The sequence below is a fragment of the Alloalcanivorax balearicus MACL04 genome (genome assembly GCF_025532145.1).
Classification (GTDB): Bacteria; Pseudomonadota; Gammaproteobacteria; order Pseudomonadales; family Alcanivoracaceae; genus Alloalcanivorax; species Alloalcanivorax balearicus.
Window position 1 is genome coordinate 27,974 of sequence record NZ_ARXS01000013.1, and the last position, 18,089, is coordinate 46,062.

15 protein-coding genes are annotated in these 18,089 nt (G+C 59.9%); 3 read left to right on the top strand and 12 right to left on the bottom strand.

Features of this window, described 5'->3' with window-relative positions; translation table 11 throughout:
- Window positions 1-68: 68 nt before the first annotated feature.
- The 11 genes from MA04_RS12170 to MA04_RS12220 form a co-directional block, all read right to left on the bottom strand.
- The gene (locus MA04_RS12170; protein WP_163127074.1) at window positions 69-1,349 is read right to left on the bottom strand and encodes a pyridoxal phosphate-dependent aminotransferase; all 1,281 of its coding nucleotides are present in this window, start codon (window positions 1,347-1,349) and stop codon (window positions 69-71) included.
- A gap of 113 nt (window positions 1,350-1,462) precedes the next feature.
- Entirely contained in the window at window positions 1,463-2,683 is a 1,221-nt protein-coding gene (locus MA04_RS12175) for a CaiB/BaiF CoA transferase family protein (RefSeq protein WP_163127073.1), read from the bottom strand.
- Window positions 2,684-2,710: 27 nt separating this feature from the next.
- Window positions 2,711-4,222 carry a tripartite tricarboxylate transporter permease gene (locus tag MA04_RS12180; protein WP_163127072.1) on the bottom strand — a complete coding sequence of 504 codons (1,512 nt, stop codon included), beginning with the start codon at window positions 4,220-4,222 and terminating at the stop codon, window positions 2,711-2,713.
- A gap of 43 nt (window positions 4,223-4,265) precedes the next feature.
- Entirely contained in the window at window positions 4,266-4,733 is a 468-nt protein-coding gene (locus tag MA04_RS12185) for a tripartite tricarboxylate transporter TctB family protein (RefSeq protein ID WP_063142164.1), read from the bottom strand.
- Window positions 4,734-4,735: 2 nt separating this feature from the next.
- Entirely contained in the window at window positions 4,736-5,701 is a 966-nt protein-coding gene (locus MA04_RS12190; RefSeq protein WP_163127070.1) for a tripartite tricarboxylate transporter substrate binding protein, read from the bottom strand.
- A 58-nt stretch (window positions 5,702-5,759) separates the two neighbouring features.
- The gene (locus MA04_RS12195; RefSeq protein WP_163127069.1) at window positions 5,760-6,722 is read right to left on the bottom strand and encodes a Bug family tripartite tricarboxylate transporter substrate binding protein; all 963 of its coding nucleotides are present in this window, start codon (window positions 6,720-6,722) and stop codon (window positions 5,760-5,762) included.
- A 38-nt stretch (window positions 6,723-6,760) separates the two neighbouring features.
- A complete protein-coding gene (locus MA04_RS12200) occupies window positions 6,761-7,915 on the bottom strand; it encodes an acyl-CoA dehydrogenase family protein (protein ID WP_233925764.1) in 1,155 nt (384 codons plus the stop codon).
- A 42-nt stretch (window positions 7,916-7,957) separates the two neighbouring features.
- Complete coding sequence (locus MA04_RS12205; protein ID WP_262460696.1) at window positions 7,958-8,947, bottom strand: IclR family transcriptional regulator domain-containing protein; 990 nt, start codon at window positions 8,945-8,947, stop codon at window positions 7,958-7,960.
- 204 nt (window positions 8,948-9,151) lie between these two features.
- Window positions 9,152-11,149 (bottom strand): TRAP transporter permease, encoded by a 1,998-nt coding sequence (locus MA04_RS12210; RefSeq protein WP_262460697.1) that lies wholly within the window; start codon window positions 11,147-11,149, stop codon window positions 9,152-9,154.
- A gap of 21 nt (window positions 11,150-11,170) precedes the next feature.
- The gene (locus tag MA04_RS12215) at window positions 11,171-12,283 is read right to left on the bottom strand and encodes a TAXI family TRAP transporter solute-binding subunit (RefSeq protein ID WP_262460698.1); all 1,113 of its coding nucleotides are present in this window, start codon (window positions 12,281-12,283) and stop codon (window positions 11,171-11,173) included.
- Between the two features lie 254 nt (window positions 12,284-12,537).
- The gene (locus MA04_RS12220) at window positions 12,538-13,167 is read right to left on the bottom strand and encodes an FMN-binding negative transcriptional regulator (RefSeq protein WP_262460699.1); all 630 of its coding nucleotides are present in this window, start codon (window positions 13,165-13,167) and stop codon (window positions 12,538-12,540) included.
- 299 nt (window positions 13,168-13,466) lie between these two features.
- Between MA04_RS12220 and MA04_RS12225 the strand changes: the two genes are divergently transcribed.
- Window positions 13,467-14,657, top strand: a complete 1,191-nt coding sequence (locus MA04_RS12225) for an RtcB family protein (RefSeq protein ID WP_022996946.1) — start codon at window positions 13,467-13,469, stop codon at window positions 14,655-14,657.
- A 22-nt stretch (window positions 14,658-14,679) separates the two neighbouring features.
- Entirely contained in the window at window positions 14,680-14,886 is a 207-nt protein-coding gene (locus tag MA04_RS12230) for a hypothetical protein (protein ID WP_063142148.1), read from the top strand.
- 459 nt (window positions 14,887-15,345) lie between these two features.
- On the opposite strand, the gene MA04_RS12235 is transcribed toward MA04_RS12230, so the two are convergent.
- On the bottom strand, window positions 15,346-16,923 hold the full coding sequence (locus MA04_RS12235; protein WP_262460701.1) for a phospholipase D family protein: 1,578 nt from the start codon (window positions 16,921-16,923) through the stop codon (window positions 15,346-15,348).
- Window positions 16,924-17,120: 197 nt separating this feature from the next.
- Here MA04_RS12235 and MA04_RS12240 point away from each other — a divergent pair, with 197 nt between their 5' ends.
- On the top strand, window positions 17,121-18,074 hold the full coding sequence (locus MA04_RS12240) for an aldo/keto reductase (protein ID WP_262460703.1): 954 nt from the start codon (window positions 17,121-17,123) through the stop codon (window positions 18,072-18,074).
- Window positions 18,075-18,089 lie beyond the last annotated feature (15 nt).

Consider the following 18,089-nt stretch of genomic DNA (forward strand, 5'->3'; position numbering starts at 1 on the left):
CAGCAATACCCAATTCACCGGAAACTGTCCACAGCAGACGCGTGACAGCACGTTGCTTTTATTTGCGACTAGGCGGCAATCCAGTTCGCCAATTTTTCCATGGCGGTAACACAACGGCCGCAATAACGGCGCAAAAAGGCATCCTCGAGGGGCCCCTCCAGCCCGGCCGCCGCCTCCAGGGCCTGACCCCCGTCGAAATCCACGAACGCCAGCCGCAGACTCGGCTCCGAAGGCGGCCTGCCGAACGCCTCTCCCGGCAAGGTGGCCACGCCGGTGTCCTCCAACAACGACGCGCACAATTCCACGCTGCCCTCGATGCCACGTCGGCGCAGGGTATCGGTCAGTGGCGACAGGTCCGGAAACAGGTAAAAAGCGCCATCGGTGGAGGCCATCGGCACACCGGCGCCTCTTAAAAGATCGACGTGGTGCTCGGCCAGAGCGGCCAGAATCCGGCGGGATTGATGCAGGTAACCGTCCATGGCCGTCCCGCCCTGAAACGCCGTCACCGCCGCGTACTGGATCGGCGCCGACACCGAGGTATAGGTTTCACTGGCCACGGTGGCCATGGCACGACGCAACCACTGCAAGGTCTCCGGAAAAGCGAAGACGCCCAGCCGCCAGCCGCCAGCGCCGCACCATTTACTCAAACCGCCACTGACTATGGTGCCTTCCGGGTAGTAGCGGGAAATCGACTGGTGGCCGCCATTGAATTGCAATTGCCCGTATATCTCGTCGCTAAGCAGAATCAGACGGTAACGGCGCGCCACATCCGCCAGCGCCCGCAATTCCGTCTCCGTGAACGCATAGCCATGGGGATTGGCCGGCGAGTTGAGAATCACCAGGCGTGGCCGGTCCGGATCCTGCCGGCAAAGCGCATCCAGAGCTTCGGCGCGGGGCTTCCAGTGATCCTCCCGGCGGGTCGGCAACCAATGTACCGGGCGACCAACGATGCGTGCCTGCGGTGCATAGGACACCCAGCTCGGCGTGGGGATGACCAGGTCGCCGTAAAACACCAGTTGCAGAATGAACATCAGCTCCTTGGAACCCGGACCGATCATGACATCGTCCGCACTGAATTCGGAGCCTTGCCAGCGCTGCCAATAGCCGGCCACCGCCCGGCGCAGTTCAGGCAGTCCCAGCACCGGCAGATAATCTTTCTCGGCGGCGTGTTGACGCAGTGCGTCCACCACCCATTCGGGCACCGGGAACGGCGATTGCCCCAACCCCAGCTTGAACACCTCCCTGCCCTGACGCAGCAGATCGTTGCTCAACTCGTTGATGGCCAGGGTCGCGGACACACCGAGACCACGCACATTAAGATTCAGATTGACGCCCGGCTGTGCTCGCACTTCGTTCTCCCCGATGGCCCCGCTGGAATACTTTGACGATACCCGGGTTCACCAAGAGACAACAGAGGCCCGCGAACGGATTGCCGCCGAGCACAAACACGATGCAGCGATTGTTACCCTATGCCGCCAGCCGAAATCACCTTCCTGTCCAGAAGCGCCTGGCATTGTTCCGGCGTAAAGCCGGCCTGCGCCAGAACCTCCAGGGTATGTTCCCCCAGTTCGGGCAACGTATAGGGTTTCTCCATCTCGCCGGCGTCGGCGAAAGTGAAAGGCAGCCCGGGGATCTCCACCTCTTGGCCCCGGCCATCGTTCACGCGCTTGAAAATACCGGTCGCCTGGACATCGGCACTGGCCCGGACCTGGCGGTAATCCCGCACCACCCCACAAACCACACCAAACTTTTCCAGTTGGGCGCGCGCCTCTTCACCCGTGTAGCGCCCCAGAGCGGTACTCAGAATATCGATCATCGCCGGCCGATTTCTGACACGGTCGTTGCTGGTGGCGAAGCGTTCGTCTTTCGCCAGATCCGGCAGCTCCACGGAGCGGCACAGCCGTTGCCAATGATCCTCCATATAGGCGGAGATGACGATGTAGCCGTCTTGCACGGCGATCAGATCCGCCGCCGGCGCCACCAGTGGCTGAGCGTTGCCGGCCCGCTGCGGCAAACTGCCGGAGCAGGCGTACTCCGCCCAGATCTGTGACTGCAGTCCGATTGCCGTGGCCAGCAGGGAGGCTTCGATGGTTTCTCCTTCGCCGGTCCGGGCACAACGGAACAAAGCCGCGAGAACGGCGTTGGCGGTGGCCGTGGCGGTGGCCGCGTCGACCACGGCGAACCCGGTTTTCAGCGGTGTGCCTCCCGGCTCACCGGTCAGCGACATCATGCCGCTTTCCGCTTGCGCGGCGATATCCAGCCCGGGGCGTTCCCGGGAAGGGCCGCCAGTGCCGAATCCGGAAATAGAAGCGTAGATCAGGCCCGGCTTTTCGGCGCGCAGCGTGGCCGCGTCCAGACCGATACTTTCCATCACGCCCACACGGGTGTTTTGCACCACCACATCGGCCCGCAGGGCCAGCTTGCGGGCGATTTCCACGCCTTCGGGGTTGCGCAGATCCAGGGTTATGGACTTCTTGCCACGGTTATAGGCCATGAACATGCCGCTGCGATAACCGCTTTTCTCACTAACACCGAACTTCCGGCTGTTATCGCCGTTGAAGCTTTCAATCTTGATCACGTCGGCGCCCAGATCCGCCAGGATCTGCGTGGCGCCGGGGCCCGCGATGAACTGGCCGAACTCCACCACCCGGACACCATCCAGAGCTTTTTTATTCTCCGTCATAACTATTCTTCTCCCTGCACTTCCTGATTAATTCGAATTAGTCGACGGCTGACTCTTCCGCCCTTGTAGCACGCGCCGCTGAATAAGCCGGATCACAGGCCACAGTAGAAACAGCGCGGTTAACGCAAACAGCACCGCGGCAATCGGACTGGCGGCAAAAGCAATGAAATTGCCCTGATTCAGAATCAGGCCCTGCCGCAGGCTTTGCTCAATCATCGGACTCAGCACGAACCCGATCACCATCGGTGCCAGAGGGAAGCCGTTGTAGCGCAGCAGGAAACCGGCGATGCCGGCAATCAGAACCACCAGCAAATCAAAAGGGTTGGCATTGATGCTGTAAGTACCGGTGGCGACCAGCACCACCACGCAGGCCATCAGTAGCGGCTCGGGGAGACGCAGAATCCGCGAAAACAATGGCGACATCAGCATCCCGCCGAGAAACATGCAGATATTCGCCACGAACAGCATCATGAAGATGAACAGCACCAGCGACTGATTCTCGAGGAACAAACGAGGGCCCGGTGTGACGCCCTGCAGCACCAAGGCACCGAGCATCACCGCGGTGATCGGATCACCGGGCACACCGAGAGACAAAGTCGGCACCATGGCACCTGAGCTGACCGCGTTATTGGCCGCCTCGGAAGCAATCAGGCCATCCGGCTCACCGGTGCCAAATTTGTCCTTGTTCGGTGAGCTTCGCTTGGCTTCCGCATAGCTGACCATGGAAGCGGAGGCGGCCCCGACACCCGGCAAAGTACCAATCCAGGTTCCGATCAGTGATGACTTGATCAACACGGCGGAACGTCGGCGCAGCTCCGACAGTGTCGGCAGTTGGAAGGCGGAGCGGATAACCGGTCCGATTTCCTCCTTTTTCTCCGCCGCACGCCAGAACACCTCGGACAAGGCGAACAAGCCAACCAGAAACGGCACCAGACCGATACCGGCGGAGAGGTCGAAGACACCAAAGTCATAACGCAGATAGCCGGTCACGGGATCCTGCCCCACCACCGCCACGAACAAGCCAAGCAGACCGGCGAGCAGCCCCTTCACCAGATTGTCCCGTGACACCGTCACGATACAGGTCAACGCGAACAGGCCCAGCGCGAAATACTCCACCGGCCCGAAGCGAATACCGATCTTCGCCAGCAACGGCGAGGCCACCGCCAGAATGATCGTGGCCAGGATACCGCCAAAGGCGGACGCCGTGGTCGACCAGCCCAATGCCAAACCGGCATCGCCACGCCGCGCCATGGGAAAGCCATCCAGCACCGTCGCCGCGGACTGCGGCGTACCGGGTGTATTGATGAGAATCGCGGATAGCGAGCCGCCGTAGATCGATCCACAGTAAATGCCAAGCAGCAACGCGATACTGGCACCTTGCCCCAGGACGAAGGTCAATGGCAGGGCCATGGTGATCGCGAGTAACGACCCCAGGCCGGGCAAGGCGCCGATGATGATACCCACCAGCGTACCCGCCACCACGGCCAACAGGGCATCCATCGAGGTGAGCATACTGAGGGCGCTTAAAAAGGCATCCATTTCGATAGCCTCCGGTTATCCGGTATGTATTTTTTTGGAAAGATTATTGGAACAATGAACTCAAGGAAGGCAGCGCTGGCCCCGGGGGCGTCCGATTCAACAAATCGGCGAAGCCATACCAGATCATCGCGGTGAACAATACCGAGATAACCACCAGCCATAATGGGCGCCGGAACCCCAGCACCCCGCTCATCACCAACATCAGAGCCAGGGTGCTGGGCACGAAGCCCAGCGCCTCATAGGCCAGCAGGTAAGCACCGCTGATCATCGCCGTTGCCGCCAAGGCCCGCCACTGAATGCTCGAGGGCGGCGTCCCGGAACGCCCCAACGCGCTTTTCACCAGCAGCCACACCGAACACACGCCGATCAAGACCAGCAGCACCTTCGGATACCAGAACGGATCATTGGCCACCTGCTGCACGCTGTCGTCGCCACCGCCGGCGAAATACACCGCCAATGCCGCGACCAGCACGGCAACGCCATAGCCAGCGTCAAGGACACGTGCTTTCATAATTACCGGCCTCCGGCTTTTTTGATCACATCATTGATCAAGCGACCATTCACCTCGGACGTATGCTCCACCAATTGACGGAATTCATCCGGACCCTGATAGCGAGCCTCGAAGCCGACACGGGCCAGTACCTTTTTCAGCTCTTCGGATTCAGTGGCCTGCTCACAGCCCTTTACCAACTTCTGTTTAATGTCCTGCGGCAGCCCTTTGGGGGCGACCAGGCCGCCGGAAACGGAAGCGGTCATGTTGTGGCCCTGTTCCATCACGGTCTTGATACCGGGCAGGGAGGCCATGGGTTCATCACTGAATACCGCCACCGCATCAAGATTGCGGTCGGTAACCGTGTTCGGCATCGCCATATACAGATCCACATGTCCACCCATCAACGCGGTCAAACCCGGGCCGTCGCCGGCAAAGGGAACGTGGGTCAGCTCGATACCCGCCACCTGCTGGAATCTGAGCATGTCCAGGTGCGGCAAAGTGCCCGGCCCAGGGCTGCCAAAGGACAACTTGCCGGGATGGGCCTTGGCGTAATCGATCACCTCATTCAGAGTGTTGAACGGCGAATCCGGTTTCACTACCAGGACTTCAGGGCCGTAGTAGAACTGGCACAAGTAGTCGAACGATTCCGTGTTGTAGGGAGTGCGATGCATGTGAGGCTGATTGGCGATGGTGCCTATTGGTGCCACGCCGATGGTGTAGCCGTCCGTCCGGGCCCGGGCCAGAGCGCTGATGCCGACGCTGCCACCACCACCGGAACGGTTATCGACAACCACGTTGACACCAAGATGATCGGCAAGGGCATTGGCGAGAGCCCGACCGGCCAGATCACTACTGCCACCGGCGGGATACGGCACGATTTCCGTTATTGGTCTGGTGGGAAAATCCTCCGCCAACGCCAATGGGGACACCAGCAGAGACGGCAGAGCGGCGGTCAGAGCAAGAGACAATAGTTTTGTTATCTTCATGTTGTTCTCCTGAATATCAGATAAGCGCGGTTTGGCCCCGATTTCCGGAGCCATCGGATTACTGTTGTTTCTTGAGCACCTTATCGATCAACCGTCCGTTGGTTTCCGAGATGCGGTTTACTTGCTTGAGAAAGTCACCTGAGCCCAGATAGGCAGCCTGGGTCCCCAGTCGCCCCAGGACCTGATCAAGGCGCTCGGACTCCGTGGCTTTTTGGCAGGCTTTTTCCAGCGTATTCCGGGCCTCGTCGGGGATGCCCTTGGGTGCGATCACCCCACCCCACCAGGACGCGGTCAAGTCGTAGCCCTGACTTATCGCCGTTTCCACGCCGGGTAAAGTGTCCAAAGGCGCCTCACTGAAAATGCCAATGGCCTTCAGTTCCCGATCGGCGATCACATTGGACATGGTCATGTACATGTCCACGTGCCCGCCTATCAAAGCGGTGACACCGGGGCCGTCGCCGGCGAACGGGACATGAGTGACTTTTACCCCGGCCTTCTCCAGGAACTGCTCCATGGACAGATTTGGCAGAGAACCCGGACCGGGGCTGCCATAGGTGAGCTCTCCGGGATGCGCCTTGGCATAAAGTACCATCTCATCAAGGCTGGAGAATGGCGATTGCGGCTTTACCGCCAGCGCCTGAGGGCTAAGAAAGAACTGACAAATGTAGTCAAAGGAGTCGAGATTATAAGGCGTGCGCCGCATGTGCGGCTGATTCACCAGAGGCGCGGCCGGCACCACACCGATGGTATAACCGTCCTTGCGAGCACGGGCCAGAGCGGCCATTCCCACCGTGCCGGCCCCGCCGGCACGATTGTCCACCACCACATTGGTACCGAGAGAATCGGTCAGTTCCCTGGCGATGGCGCGGGCCATCAGGTCGGTGCTGCCGCCAGCGGGAAACGGCACCATGGCGGTGAGTGGTTGCTCGGGATAGTCGGCCGCCTGAGACCACGATGCCGCCACCATCATCAGCGCGGGCGTGATCAGTTTCAGGATTCGACGTGTGGTTGTTGTAAGCATGTCGCCTTTCCTTCCGGGTCAATGAATGTCAAAGGTTTTCAAGAAGCCGCACGTAAAGTCAGCTTGGCGATATTCAACTGATGGATCTGGCTGGTGCCTTCATACAGGCGGAACAAGCGAGCATCGCGATAGAGCCTCTCGATGCAACTGTAGTCGGCCACGTAACCGGCACCGCCGAAAATCTGTACCGCCTTGTCCGCCACCCGACCACACATCTCCGACGCGAAGTATTTACACATCGATGCCTCCAGCTTTATGTCCTCTCCATGGTCACGCTTGCGAGCAGTTTCCATAATGAGTGCGCGGGCCGCGTGGATCTCCGTCTGGATGTCGGCGATCATTGCTTGCACCAGTTGAAAATCCGCGATTGGCTGACCGAACTGGCGGCGTTTCAACGCATGCGCCAGGGCTTCATCGCGCATGCGCATGGCCGGCCCGGTACACAAGGCACTCAGATGCAGACGCTGCTTGTTCAGCACCTTCATGGCGGTAACGAACCCCTTGCCTTCCACCCCGCCGATCAGATTGGCCGCGGGCACCCGGCAATCCTGGAAATACACCTCCGACACCGGCGATCCGGCCTGGCCCATTTTTTTATAGGCCTTGCCCACCGACAGTCCCGGCGTGTCCCCTTCCACCACGAAGGCGCTGATTCCTTTGGCTGAGAGATCGTCCGCGTCGGTCCTTGCCATGACGGTGAACAGCCCGGCTATAGGGGCATTGGTGATAAAGCACTTGGTGCCGTTGAGTAGGTAGTCGTCACCATCACGTACCGCGCTGGTACGTAAGGCGGTGGCGTCGGAGCCGGCATCCGGCTCGGTCAGTGCGAAGCAGCCGGTCACCTCCCCCCGGGCCAAAGCCGGAAGATATTTTGCTTTCTGCTCGTCCGTGCCATCGGCCACCAAAGCTTCGGAGCCGATACCGGTGTTGGTGCCTACCCGGGCGCGGAAGGCGGTGGCGCTTTGCGACAGCTCCATGGCCGCCAGCACCAGTTCCTCGGTGGTCAGGCCCGCGCCGCCGAACTGCTCAGGAATGCTCCAACCGAAAAAGCCACGGCGTCGCATTTCCTCCACCAGTTCCTCGGGAATCTCATCGGCGGCTTCCACCCGCTCCTCGGCGGGGATCGCCACTTCCTTCACCCACTGGCGGGTTTCATTCAGGAACGCCTGAAAACCCTCTGGGTCACGAATCATCTTGTTCTCCTTATGCCGGTTGCCCGGCCATTCACCTTTGATCTAGTTAGCGTTGGAGCACGAGCTTTGCGGCTGTACCGGGGGGATCCGCAACAGATTGAGTTCCTTCACCAGCCGCTCGCCGAGACCATGCAGTTCGCCGTCGGAAGTGCGGAAGCTGGGCATCATCAGACCCAGCACGGCGACCGGGTAACCATCCTCGCGCAGTACCGGCACAGCCGCGGCGCTGGCGCCTTCCACCCTTTCGCCATTGGAAATGGCATAACCTCTACGGCGAATGGTTTTGAGTTCCTTTCGTAAGGCACCGGTTTTGGGGACATAGCGGGTCAGAGCGGTGATCTGGTGGTTCCTGATCAACGCTTCCGCCTCGGACTCCGGCAGAAAAGCCATCATCGCCTTACCCGCGGCACCCAGATAAAGCGGAAGGGTGCTACCCATATCCAGCGCATAGCGGACCGGGTGAGGGCTGGGCAGCACGGAGGTGACAACCTGGCTGTCACCGGCCCGGTGAAACAGAGACACGGTTTCCCTGGTATCGGCATGGAGCCGCTCCATCAGAGGGCGGATACGTAACAGCGTATCGTCGCGGTTCAGAAAAGGCCGGCTCAATGCCATCACCGTATGGGACAGGTGCCATTGATCGCTGCCATCTTCCTGCTGAACCCAACCTTTTTCTCTCAGCGGAATCAAAATCTCTTCAGTCACTCTCGAATCCAGCCCCACTCGCCGCGCCAGTTGCTCCGCCGACGCCCCTCCGGGCACGTTTTCGGCCGCGGCCAGCAGCAAATCCACCGCCCGGGACACCGCCCCGGCTCCGGTGGACCGTCCGGTGTAGCTGTATCGCTTGTCCTCCGGGCGCCGATAGAGATACCCCCTGTTTTCAAGGGTATGCAGGATCCGATAGACAATGGCGGTCGCTTCCCCCAGGACTTCGGCGATCTCGGTCAGAGACATCGGCTTGGAAGTCCGCTCCAGCAGCTCCAGGACATCCAGGGCCCGGGCCAGTGTTTGTAGTTGGTAGCTGTTCGCCATTTTTCTTTCTCCGAAAGTCTTTTCCATTTAAGAAAAACAACGGCACGGCGTCAAGCTTCGTGACCCATTAGTCCGAAACCACGAGGCAACATATGAAATCAAATGCACAGAAGCGAAACGCCGGCTTTCAGTGGATCACTGACGGCGACAGGGTGAGAACAGAGGAGGAATCACCGGGCCGGGAGGCCCGGTGAGGGGCACCGCTTAAGCCCCGTGAGGGCGCGCCCGCTGTACGTTGCGGACCAGAAGCCAGGCGACAATCAGCGCCGGCAGAGTGAGGGCAAGACTGAGCATGAATAATTCACCATGATCCAGCGGCATGGCGCCCCCGCCAGGGATAGCGAAAGCCAGACCGCCGATGACCAGCATCACCCGGATCGGCCATTGCAGCGCCCGGTGCACGGTCAGGTCTCCAATGCCGATCAGATAGCCCTGCATGGCACCAGCGATCAGCACCACACCCACCAACGCCTGGCATAGCACAATCACGATATCCTGCCACTGGCCCTGCAGAATCAGCGCCGGATTAAGCACGAACAGGAACGGGATGAAGTAGATCACGCTACCCAACCGCATCGCCTTCAAACCGGTTTCCATCGGCCTCGCACCGGCCACGGTGGCAGCCGCGAAAGCGCCCAAAGCCACCGGTGGCGTGATGAAACTGAGCATGCCCCAATAGAGAATGAACAAGTGCACCGCCAATGGATTCATGCCACCGCCCTGCACCAGAGCCGGGGCCAGTGCCACCGCCAGGAAAATGTAAGCGGCGGTCACCGTCATGCCGATACCGAGAATGAAGCTGGTCACCGCTCCCATGATCAGCAACACCAGAGGATTACCGCCGGCGATGTAGATCAGATCGTTGGCGATGGTGCCGGACAGACCGGTTACCGACAAAGCGCCCACCAATAGCCCGACCCCGGCCAGGATCGTGATCAGCTCGGCGAACAGCTTGCCCGCGCTGGAAAAGAAGTCCTTGCATTCGGCCCAACCCCAGCGGTGATACGGCAGGATCTGATTGATCACCAACAGCAAGGCCGTGGCATAAAACGGCGCAATGGCTTCACGGCGCAGATAAAACAGCATCCAGATCAGCAGCACGAAAACAAAGATGAAATACCATCCTTCCTTCAAGGTCTGCCGCAGGGATGGCAACTCTTCCTGGGGCAAGCCCTTGAGCTGATATTTGGCGGCGTAAGCGTCGATCTGCACGAACAGGCCCAAATAAAACAGCAACGACGGCACCACCGCCGCCAACGCGATGGTAGCGTAGGGAATATTCAGGAAGCTGGCCATCACGAACGCCGTGGCCCCCATCACCGGCGGCATCAAAACCCCGCCGGTGGAAGCGCACGCCTCCACACCCGCCGCGTAGGATCGGCCAATACCGACCCGGCGCATGGCCGGAATGGTCAGCACCCCGGTGGTGAGCACATTGGTGATGACACTGCCGCTCATGGACCCCATCAGGCCGCTGGAAAAGATCGACACCTTGGCCGGACCACCACGAACATGACCGAGCAGGGCGAAAGCCAGATTGATGAAGAACTTGCCGCCACCGGTCTTCTGCAATGCCACACCGAACAGCAAAAAGCCGATCACCAGGTTGGCGAACGCCTGCAAGGGAATCCCCAACATGCTTTCCCGGCTCATGGCGTGATAAATCGCGGTCTGATCCGGCGACGATGGAAAGCCCTGAATCGGCCCCGGCATCTTGTCCGCCACTATCGGGTAGATACTGGCGAGACCGCAGATCAGAGCCAGCGGCCAGCCACCGGCGCGCCGCACCGCCTCCACCACGATCACCCATAGCAAGAAGCTCATCACCATGGCGGTTTGCGGCGCGGCGTACTCCCAGCCGTTATCGAGAATCCGCTCCGCGTTGTAGACGAAGTATCCGCAAACCGCCGCCGCCAATAGAAACAGCAGCAGGTCGTACCAGGGAACACGCTTGGAGGCGATGCCGGCTTTGATCGGCCAGAGAATGAAGACCAGAGGTAACATCAACGCCACCACGGTATAGAGGAACTGGCTTTCCACCGCGGTGATCAGTTTGAAAAACCCGAGATTAAGGACGTAATCCAGGGTCAGAAGAGTCAGAACCAGTGTCGCCAGTCGCGGCAGCCAGGGCCACTGCCCTGGCAAGTCCCGCACACCGGATACCTGGCCCGTGGAAGGTTCGGTTTCCGCTTCGAATTTCACCGTTTACTACCTATGCGTCGGTTAACGGAATACCGGGTTCATACCTGCTGCTTCCAATGCCTTGGCCCGGGCTTCCATCCATCCTTTGCGGAACGCATCATCGTCTTCCGGCGGGTTGCCGCCTTTATACCCTTTCCAGGCTTTCTGCAGCACTTCCTGACGTTGCACCAGTTGATCCTGATGCGCTTGCATTTCATCGGTCCAGTGACCGATTTCCTTGTAGTAGGCCACCACCTCATCGTGGAACGGAATCACCCACTGGGTATTTTGCTGTTCCAGGGCGTAACCGGCATTGCCCGGCGCCGCATCCTTGAATTTGTCGTAATCCTCGATCAGGACCTTGATCAGTCCATCGGCAAGACCGGACTTTTCGTTGGCGTTGATCACCAGAATCGGATAGGGATAAGTGGCGCCCTGCCAGGCGCTTCCCTTCTCGATCCCGGCGGCGGAGGTCACTTTATGAGGCTGGAAATAAGGCGCCACCGCTTGCAACCGCTTCCAACCTTCCTTGTCGTTCGGATCCAGGGTCGGCCAGGTAATACCGCGCGGGCTCGCCGCCAGTTGTTGCGCCGGCGGTGCCACGCTCATGGTGAAGCCGGTATCGCTTTGCCCGGCGATGACGCCATCGAAGGAACGGCCGTAACCGGGGAATTCCACTTTCTTGACGTCATCCCAGGTCAGGCCGCCAAAAGCCAGGAACGCCTCGGTGCCGATATTGAGCGCATCATCACCGCGCACATAGGAAACCCTTTTTCCCTTCAGATCGGCTGGCCTTTTCACATCCAGATCGCCAGCCACCGCCACACCCAACCCGAAGCTGGCGGTGGAGGTCGCGATCACCCGGATCGGCTGTGGCCCCCACTCCTTGCCGGCGAACATCAGCACGCCTTCGGAGCCGTAATAGCTGGCGATGCCACAGGCACACATCGGTACCCGGCCAGTACGCAGCGGCGTCATGCGGGATACGTCGTTCTCACCGGGCAGGATACGGACGGACACGCCGTATTCGTTCTGCAACAGATTGCCGATCGACACCATCTGAGTGTAGCCAGCGGAGCCGGTACCGTAGGCGGTCATGGCGATGGTTTTGGGTAGATTGACGTCCTCGGCGGCCAAAGCGCTGCCGGAAATCATCAAGGACCCTGTGACGAGGGCGGAAAAAAGAATGGAGGTCGACTTCAAAACACCCATCAGTGTGCTCTCCCGTTTCGCTGTTGTTGTAATAAAACGGCTTATGCATTCCGCATAGCGAAATAGCATTCAAATTTTGTCCACCCAGCTTATACCGAGAACCCAGGCTCGGCAAAATTCAATCGCGGACAAACCTCATGGTATGTCGGGTCAGTTGACCCAAACCTTTTCGCTGCCAGAAGGTCTTGGGAAACGGCTCAGCGACCAGCCGTCGCCTTCTCTACCCAGGCCGCCAGCTCCGGCTGGCGGTCCCGCCCGAGCCCGGAGATCACGCCGTTCTGGTTCTCCTCCGGCTGGTTCTGACTTAGCTTCCATTTGCCTTCGATCTCCCGCACCTCCAGACGCACACCAACAGTGGCGGCAATCATTCGCTCTAAATAATCTTCCGGTGCATCCTGCAATCGCCAGGGGGTGTCAAAGCTCGATTCCATGCGATCAGTCAGTTGATTCAACAGAGCCCTCAGCCAGCGCGGATCGTGCTCCAGTGTCAGCGTGCCGCGCACATGCACCACCGCGTAATTCCATGTCGGCGCCACCCGGCCATCCCGGGACTTGCTGGGATACCAGTTGGGCGAGACATAGCCTTGTGGGCCATGAAAGATCGCCAGAGCCGAAACCGGCTCGAACTCTGTATCGCACATTGGATTGGCTCGAGCCAGATGTCCCACCAGTGTGGCCCGGCCATCGCCACGCCGCCGCAACAGCAGCGGCAAATGATTGGCGGCCAGCCCCTCTTGTTCAATCACCAGAGTAGCGAACGGAAATTCCCGGATCAGATCGTCCAGGGCGGCGGTTTCGGTCTGCCGGAAGGCACGGGGCTGATACACTTTTTGGGCCTCTTCACGAATCAAGGATAAGGGGGGTTGCGTCGCCGCCCAGGCGGCGTATTATTCGCATCCTCATTGCTATCAACCCGACATTAACAGGGAGGCCCCATGAAATCACAGTTTAAGAGCTCACAGCGCTAATACGCCTTCCTGAGACCACTGGAAGGCGCGACAACGTCTTCCAGCGGCCTGCCGAAAACCCTGGTGGACCCTGTTCACCAGGGTTTTTTCGTTATGGCATGGTGGAAGACGCGACAAGGAAGCGGACACAGACCGCGAAGCAACACTGGAAGGACACCATGCCAGTCAAACAAGTGATCAACAAAGGCCGGGTGCCGATCAAGATCTACACCGATCAGATCGAGCACGGTGCCTTGAACCAATTAATCAATATCGCACAGCTGCCGATCATTCATCACCACGTTGCCGCCATGCCCGATGTGCACGCCGGCATCGGCGCCACCGTGGGTTCGGTGATCCCCACCGCCGGGGCCATCATTCCCGCCGCCGTCGGGGTGGACATCGGCTGTGGCATGAACGCGGTACGCCTGACATTGAAAGCCGCTGATCTGCCGGATGATCTTCGCCGGCTGCGCGGCGCCGTTGAGAAGGCGGTACCGGTGGGCTTCAATCATCACGACAAGCCCACCGTGCAGCGCAAGGCGGTGAATCAGCTCGATGCGGGGCTGGACCGAATCATCGGCCGCCACCCGGGCATCGCCAAGATGCAGAAGCCTCATGTCTGGGCGCGCCAGTTGGGCACCCTGGGCGGCGGCAACCACTTCATCGAACTCTGCCTGGATGAGAATCAGGCGGTGTGGGTGATGCTGCACTCCGGCAGCCGGGGTATCGGCAATGTAATCGGCCGTTACTTCATCAGCCTGGCGCGCAAGGACGCGCAACGGCACCAGCTGCATTTGCCGGATCGAGACCTGGCCTACTTTCAGGAGGGCGCGGAGCATTTCGATGACTACGTGCACGCAGTGGAATGGGCACAGGATTATGCGCTGGCCAACCGCCGGGAGATGATGCGGCTGGTGGTGGAAGCGCTGCGCCCTTTGCTGCCGCCATTTCAGGTCAGCAAGGAGGCGATTAATTGCCACCATAATTATGTGGCGCGGGAGACGCATTTCGGTCAGGACCTGTTTCTGACCCGCAAAGGCGCCATTGCCGCCGCTCGGGATCAGCTCGGGATCATTCCGGGCAGCATGGGCACCCGCTCCTATATTGTTCGTGGCAAGGGCAATGCCGAATCGTTCTGCTCCTGCTCCCATGGTGCCGGTCGCACCATGAGCCGGAGCGAGGCGAAGCGGCGATTCAACCGCTCCGACCTGGAAGCCCAGACTCGGGGCGTGGAATGCCGCAAGGACAAAGGCGTGCTGGATGAGATCCCCGGCGCCTACAAGGACATCGATCAGGTTATGGCGGATCAAACCGACCTGGTCGACATCGTGCACACGTTGAAACAAGTGCTATGTGTAAAAGGCTGAAAACCCGCGACAGGAGAACGATATGAAGAAGATGCGTAAACCGATGCGCAATCCCGCGGCCTGCAATCCGCTGATGCGCAAGGGCGGTCCCCACCAGCCCGGCCGGCAGACGATGCGCCCGCGCCTGGACTGGCGGGATGCCCTGGAGGACTACGACGATTGGCAACAGGAAGAGGAGAACAAAGAGGGGCCCGATGGCCCCTCTTTTTTTAAGCTCATCGCGGTTTAGCGGGAAACGGCCTTACCCTCCATCAGGGACAGCGAAGCCGTGTTACGCCTTTGCGGGAACGCCGTGAAGCAGGGTCCCGCAAAGGCGTAACACGGCTCCGCTTCGAGGTGACCGACAGCCGTTTCTGGAAAGGAAAAGGATGTCCTTTCGACCGCGACCATACCACCACACCGGGATGGAGGGCATCCTCTCCCCTCTCCAGAAAGGTTCGTCGTTGTTGGAGTCCGGAACGCGGCGGTTCACTCGAAGCGGGTCTGCACGGAGGCCTTCCGGACCCTGTTTGACAGGGACGTCAAACCGGGAGCTTACAGGGATGTATTTACAGCGATCCCGGAAGGCCTCCGTGCAGACCCGTGCCCCGATGGAGACACTCATTCCCGTCATTCCGCGATGAACCTTTTTTGAATGTTATCTTTAAGTATGGGTTGCCGCGGCCTATGGCAAACAGCACTACCGTTGTCATAGTAGCCATTCGATCGGCAGCCAGGACAGCAACGACACCCCCCATCGTTTGATCGCCCCGGCCCCGGGCTCCTTGCGATAAAGCCTTTCACCATCTGCGGATTTCTCCACCCAGTACAGCTCACCGCTTTCATCCAGTTTGACCTGGTAGGCGCCTTCCGGCACCCGCGTTTCAAAGACGTGTGCCACCGCCTTGGCCAACACCGGACTTTCAATGACAAATCCCAGCTCGGTGTTGAGATTGGCGGAGCGCGGATCGAAGTTAAAGGAGCCAACGAACACCCGTTCCCGATCCACGGCGAAAGTCTTGGCGTGCAGGCTGGAGCCGGAGCTGCCAAACGGTCCCGCGCTTTTATTTCGCTCCACACCGTCCACCGTGGCACGCATCTCATACAACTGAATACCGGCGGACAACAGATCCCCGCGCCTCTTTGCGTACCCGGCGTGCACCGCCGATACGTCCGTGGCTTCCAGAGAGTTGGTAAGCACCCGGACATCAACGCCGCTCTCGGCCAGAGCGGTAAACGCCTCCACCCCGGCGGCGGTGGGCACGAAATACGGTGAAACCAATTCCAGGCTGGCGGCGGGAGTACCAATGATCTCCGACAGTTGCGCCATCAGCAGCCCTTCCGGCGCCGCCTCACCCAGACCCTTGGCGGGATCGTCCGAGACCATCCGGGTTGCCGCCCACTCGAACGGCAGGTTGCCATTACGCAGTTGAGTAACCAGCTCGGATTGCTTCAAGACGCGCATGTAAGCGTCAGCCTTACGGGTTTGTTCCATGCGCGATGCCGACGCCGCCAACGCCTGCAGGTCGGGGACCGACTTATCCGGCAGAATACGGTCGGCGGGATAAGAGGAACGGCTGGCCCAGTAGCGATCAAAATCAACGGAAACATCGTTTACCACCGGCCCGATGGCGAGCACGTCCAGATCCGCGAACAGTGGGCCGTCGGTGGCACCAAAGTACTCGTCCCCCACATTGCGCCCGCCCACCACCGTCACCTGATTGTCCACCGTGAAGGACTTGTTATGCATGCGCCGGTTGGCCCTGGAGAAGTCCGTAATAAAACCGAAGGCCCGCGGCCAACGCAAAACAAAGGGGTTGAACAGCCGCACCTCGATGTTGGGATGGGCATCCAGAGCCGACAAAATCTCATCCAGACCGACCGTGTTATTGTCATCCAGCAGTAACCGGACCCGCACGCCACGATCGGCGGCCCGGTGCAGCGCCTCGAACAGCAGTGTCCCGGTGATGTCGGCGTGCCATATGTAATACTGGATATCCAGAGTGTGCTCGGCGGCGTCCGCCAACAGCATGCGGGCGGCAAAGGCCTCTCGCGCATCAACCAGGGCATGGATACCACTCTTGCCAGGGTGGGCATCCGCCAGCGGCGTCACAACCTTCCCCATGGCGGAAGTTCGCGCATATTCCGATGACAGCGCCACGGTGGCGGTGCGCCCTTCCAGGGAAGGCAAACCGGCACACCCGCTCAGGGCCGACAACATAGTGATCAGCATCAGGCCCCGTAGCCAATGACCCGCCATCACTCCGGGCCCCGTAAATCTGGTCAAAGGTCATTCTCCTCGCATCACAATCGGCCGGACGCCATCAAGCAGAATCAGGCAACGATTCCCCATAAAGCCACATTCAAAAACCAACGTCTCTCGTCTAACCTGGAACACCTTCCTTTTTTACCTTTCACCACCCGCCAGCAGCGGGCGTGCTCCCAACCAACGGGACGACAACACACAGGCCAAGGAGTCACTCCATGCAAACGCTTGCTTTTGAGAACGGCGACACCCTGCCCATTATCGGTCTGGGTACCTGGAAGTCTCAGCCCGGAGAGGTCCATCAGGCGGTGCGCGAAGCCATCCGTGCCGGTTATCGCCATATCGATTGCGCCCACATTTATGGCAATGAAAAAGAAGTGGGCCAGGCACTGAACGAGGCGCTGAGCGCCGGCGAAGTGCGCCGCGAGGAATTATGGATCACCTCGAAATTATGGAACAGCGCTCATGCTCCGGAAGACGTGGCTCCGGCGTTGCGGCAAACCCTATCCGACCTGGGGCTGGATTATCTGGATCTGTACCTGATCCACTGGCCGGTGGCGCATAAACCCGGCGTGGTTTTCCCCAATAGCGGAGAAGATCTGTTGTCGCTGGAAGAGCGCCCGATAGCCGTCACCTGGGCTGCCCTGGAGGCCCTGGTCGATGAGGGTCTGACACGTCACATCGGCGTGTCCAACTTCAGCATAAGGAAGCTGCAAACGCTGCTTGAAACAGCGCGGATCAAACCGGCCATGAACCAGATTGAACTGCACCCCTACCTGCAACAAAACAGCATGCTGGCGTTTTGCCACGCCAACGGCGTTCATCTGACCGCCTATTCGCCGCTGGGATCCTTTGACCGCCCGGAGGCGTTCAAGGCCGCCGATGAACCGGTGTTGCTGGAAGATCCGGTGATTGTGGAGATCGCCGAACGGCATCAGGCCAGCCCCGCTCAGGTGTTGATTCGCTGGGCCGCGCAACGCGGTACCGCGGTGATTCCCAAATCCGTGAATCCCGAGCGCCTGCGCCAGAACCTCGCCGCCGCGGACCTGGAACTGGACGGCAGCGATATGGATCGTATCGCCGCCCTGGATAAACACCGTCGTTACGTATCCGGCGCCAACTGGGCGCAGCCAGGCAGCCCCTATACCCTGGAAAATCTCTGGGACGAGTAACATCGCGCTGCCCCC

Bases quoted from the DNA above. Each gene is read 5' to 3' on its own strand.
- MA04_RS12175 (WP_163127073.1), bottom strand. From the start codon at position 2,683: ATGACGGAGAATAAAAAAGCTCTGGATGGTGTCCGGGTGGTGGAGTTC.
- MA04_RS12180 (WP_163127072.1), bottom strand. From the start codon at position 4,222: ATGGATGCCTTTTTAAGCGCCCTCAGTATGCTCACCTCGATGGATGCC.
- MA04_RS12185 (WP_063142164.1), bottom strand. From the start codon at position 4,733: ATGAAAGCACGTGTCCTTGACGCTGGCTATGGCGTTGCCGTGCTGGTC.
- MA04_RS12190 (WP_163127070.1), bottom strand. From the start codon at position 5,701: ATGAAGATAACAAAACTATTGTCTCTTGCTCTGACCGCCGCTCTGCCG.
- MA04_RS12195 (WP_163127069.1), bottom strand. From the start codon at position 6,722: ATGCTTACAACAACCACACGTCGAATCCTGAAACTGATCACGCCCGCG.
- MA04_RS12200 (WP_233925764.1), bottom strand. From the start codon at position 7,915: ATGATTCGTGACCCAGAGGGTTTTCAGGCGTTCCTGAATGAAACCCGC.
- MA04_RS12205 (WP_262460696.1), bottom strand. From the start codon at position 8,947: ATGGCGAACAGCTACCAACTACAAACACTGGCCCGGGCCCTGGATGTC.
- MA04_RS12215 (WP_262460698.1), bottom strand. From the start codon at position 12,283: ATGATTTCCGGCAGCGCTTTGGCCGCCGAGGACGTCAATCTACCCAAA.
- MA04_RS12225 (WP_022996946.1), top strand. From the start codon at position 13,467: ATGCCAGTCAAACAAGTGATCAACAAAGGCCGGGTGCCGATCAAGATC.
- MA04_RS12230 (WP_063142148.1), top strand. From the start codon at position 14,680: ATGAAGAAGATGCGTAAACCGATGCGCAATCCCGCGGCCTGCAATCCG.
- MA04_RS12240 (WP_262460703.1), top strand. From the start codon at position 17,121: ATGCAAACGCTTGCTTTTGAGAACGGCGACACCCTGCCCATTATCGGT.